This is a genomic window from Vibrio genomosp. F6, from assembly GCF_005146325.1.
Classification (GTDB): domain Bacteria; phylum Pseudomonadota; class Gammaproteobacteria; order Enterobacterales; family Vibrionaceae; genus Vibrio; species Vibrio cortegadensis.
Window position 1 is genome coordinate 1 of the sequence record NZ_SYUT01000115.1, and the last position, 3,618, is coordinate 3,618.

The 3,618-nt window shown below is 40.4% G+C and carries 4 protein-coding genes; all 4 read right to left on the minus strand.

All coding sequences use genetic code 11. The features are described 5' to 3' along the window. Positions 1-136: 136 nt before the first annotated feature. Positions 137-784 (minus strand): hypothetical protein, encoded by a 648-nt coding sequence (locus tag FCV43_RS19910; protein ID WP_136996153.1) that lies wholly within the window; start codon positions 782-784, stop codon positions 137-139. Positions 785-936: 152 nt separating this feature from the next. Further along, positions 937-1,872: a hypothetical protein gene (locus FCV43_RS20555; RefSeq protein WP_206380352.1), complete on the minus strand. Its 936-nt coding sequence runs from the start codon at positions 1,870-1,872 to the stop codon at positions 937-939. Positions 1,873-2,033: 161 nt separating this feature from the next. Beyond that, positions 2,034-2,468, minus strand: a complete 435-nt coding sequence (locus FCV43_RS19925) for a GNAT family N-acetyltransferase (RefSeq protein ID WP_017053545.1) — start codon at positions 2,466-2,468, stop codon at positions 2,034-2,036. Between the two features lie 112 nt (positions 2,469-2,580). Continuing rightward, on the minus strand, positions 2,581-3,348 hold the full coding sequence (locus FCV43_RS19930) for a hypothetical protein (protein ID WP_136996154.1): 768 nt from the start codon (positions 3,346-3,348) through the stop codon (positions 2,581-2,583). Positions 3,349-3,618: the final 270 nt, after the last annotated feature.

Consider the following 3,618-nt stretch of genomic DNA (forward strand, 5'->3'; position numbering starts at 1 on the left):
AACCTAACGCCCAATTAAGGTGTGAGCCACGCTACCACGATACTAAAATTGAGCGCCGTAAACACTGAACTTGACCCAAACCAAAAATGCCAAGCGTGGGGAATCACTCTTAAATTGTTTGTTATGCGTGTTGTACCTACAGCTCAAGATACTCACAACTTAGGTCTTCTAATGGCAAAAACTTTTGCATAATTGCATGCCCTTCCTCGAAAGAGAAACTGCCATCTAAGCGGAATAGCTTGTCTTGCTTAACCCCACGGCTAACTATATGTCGATACATAAGAGCTTCGATTTCATCTTTAGAGTAGTAAATCGTGGCGCCATCCAAGTGGGTAAACACCCCACTTTCTAGATCAATTTCGCCATGAACGTAAAACAAGTCAGAGTCGAGGTTAAATAATTCCCAACACTCAAATTTTACACAATGCTCGATTTTTTCAATATGAGCAACTAACGTTCCGACGACACCAACTTTTGATAACTCTGTCCAATCAGCTCTCTGATAACTCGACTGAACTCTGGTATCACCTAGCGACTGAATTTTTTTGAATGCTTCAATGAAAGGAACACCAAAAATAGGAGCCCTCTTCATTCTAATGTCACGCTCTAAGCATCTAATTTTAGAAATAGCCGTTAAGCGATCACTTGAAATAAGCCCGTCGAATACTGAGGTTGCATTCGGATCTACGTATACTTCTTGTTGACCACAAAACAGCTTACCTCCTGAACAGGAAATCTCAGTTAAGGGCACTAGCCCTTCTTTGTCTACTTTAGACTGAAGCATACTTACCTCTTACTGTGTGTAAACGCATAACGCCCTGTTAAGGGGTGAGCAACGCAATACCGATGCCGCCGCATACCACCTTAAACACTAAAACCAACGCATAGTGAAAATGCCACGCGTTGCGAATCCCTCTTGAACAGTTTGTTAGGCATTTAGTTGCCCTTTGGTGAAATTATGACCTGAACATCAATACCATTGCTTGATTTGGAAAGATCATTTTCAATCCCTTCTGGATTTTTAATCAATAGTTCAGGGTCATAAACAAAACATATAAGCTTCTTACATTTAGGATGAGTACTATACCGTCCAGTATCAATGATAAGTTGTTCTCCAATACCCTTATCTTTAAGTCCTGCCCTAGTTTTTTTTACTTCAATTGCTAACTCTTCATCAGAAAGAAGAAAATCAATTCTGGAAGCTGCCCCCGCATAACTAGGGGTATACTCTTCTGCTCGTACATCATTGAAATGCAGTTTAAAAATCGAGTGGAGCAAGTCCTGAACGTCATACTCGTCAGAAACAGAGATTGTGCTTCTGTTATCATACCTCTTACCCAATTGGTTGCAAAATTTGTGGAAATTACGACATATCGTCTCAACAGCACTTTCCAAGGATGGAACGCTATTAGGATTTAGGTAACTATTAACCTCTTCCATTGCCAAAATATGCTCCAAGACATCTAGTACTTCCAATCTAATGCCGTTTACAACGTTTAGAGGTAGAGGTAGCAGTGATTCCACTGGTTCGCTCGGATTGTGAAATTGAGATTTTTGCTGTTCTTCAATTAGGTCATTTTGGATGTTTTCAAAGATTTTACCTTTAGCGATTAGGTGATTTTTAAAGTTAACCCAACTGTCAATCAATGCCTCAGGAGAGGTAAACTTTCCAGGAATAGATAGATCTGCGTAAAAGTCTTCTAAGTTGCCATAAATATCATACATCGTTTGATTTACTTCATCAGAACCATCAAAGTATTGAAAGCCTGACCCTCCACCAACTTTAAATCCCTTCATAGACTCGAAATAATCCTGAAGGTGAGTATCTCTAAACGATTTAAAGTACTGTCTTGAATGCTGTAAATATTCCAACTTAACACCTCGAATTTGAATAAAATGCCTAACGCCGCGTTAAGTGGTGAGCAACGCTACCACTGCATTCAAGACATTACGCCCTAAACACTGATGCATATCTTTGAACTGAAGCCGCCAAGCGTTGGGAATCCGTCTTAAACGCTTTGTTATACGCGTGGTTAAGTCCTGAGTGAGATACTCATTACGCTATGATTTGGCTCACTTTCAATATCAACCACCGACCAACCTAGAGACTGGTACAACGGGGCGACATTTGTATAAGCATACAGATGACTTTGAAGCATTTCTGATACTTGCTCAACACCTCGGTTAATCAACTCACTAGCAATGCCCTGACCGCGCAACTCTGGCGAAACAAAGACAGCATTAAACCAAATGACATCTGAACTTCCATGTGGCTCTTTAAAACGAGAATAAGCCAATCCACCGATAACTTCGTTGTTTCTCAAAGCAACCAAGACTGGAGGAAGATTAGCTTCAGGTTTATAGGTATCAACGAAGAAAAAGTCAGACCATTCACTTTGAAATAACCTTTCTAGATCAGCCCAATACGGACTATTCTCATCACAAACTCTGAATACTAACTTGTTCATATTCGATTATTTCCTAAAAGCGTATAACGCCGCATTAAGGTGTGAGCGGCGCTTGGCTATACTTGAGCGAAGCGAAACTGCCAAGCGTTGCGAATCACTCTTAAATGCTTTGTTAGCTTTTTCCATTTACTCGGTATTCTTTGCCTTCAAGTCTTATGACAGTTTCTATACCTGCATTCATCAGCTCGAAGCCTAGATTGAATGGTACTTGTTTATTTTCTGGTATAAATGCTGCGTAAACATCAATACCACCATACAACCTGATATGCACCATAAACAATCCATGCTCATCTGGTTCGACAAATTGATAGTAAAAGACGTCAGGATTTTTTCCGTGCATTTCTACGCCTCTTAAGTCGATTTCTGCACGATCCTTAATAAATTGAACAAAGTTATTGTTTGCAGTATCGGTGCTATGCAGATAGCCCAACATTACTTTTACTTGCCCCTCAAAGCGTTTTTGAAAGTGATGAAAGTAGAGCCCATAAGCTATATGGGTAAAGCACTCTCGCAAACGAGTATGATCAGGTGTACCCCAAATAACTTCGAGAAAATTATTGTCACGCTCAAGCACATAGTGCTTTCTCTTTTTGAAAGCTGCATCTAGCAGGCGATTTGATGAACGCTTAATAGCTCGATTAACTTTAGTAAACTTGTGTTGGTAGCCTATTGAGTTGTTACCAAATATCCCAGCCAATGAAACCATCAAAAACTCATCGTCTTTACTCTTTGCGCTATTATGGATATCACAACTTGGGACAGTAATGAGATGCTGCCTAAGATTTATGCCTTTGATGTCTTTTGATTCGGGGAATAAACACTTAGGAGGGACATGCTCACTAGATACTGCAAGCGAGTCACACATATAACAAGTTTTCATTTTTACCTCATAACTCGAAGAACAAGCTAACGCCGCGTTAAGTGGCGAGCAACGCTACCACTGCACTCAAGACATTATGCCATAAACACTGATGCATATCTTTGAACTAAAGCCGCCAAGCGTTGGGAGTCCGTCTTAAACGCTTTGTTATATTGCCCGCACGACAGAGCCAAGTTTAGCGCCAAGGTGCTGAATTGGTTACAAATCTACTGGCTTTGAACTCAGAAGTAAAACGGATAGTTCGAAACTCAATCATAGACAACAAAACGC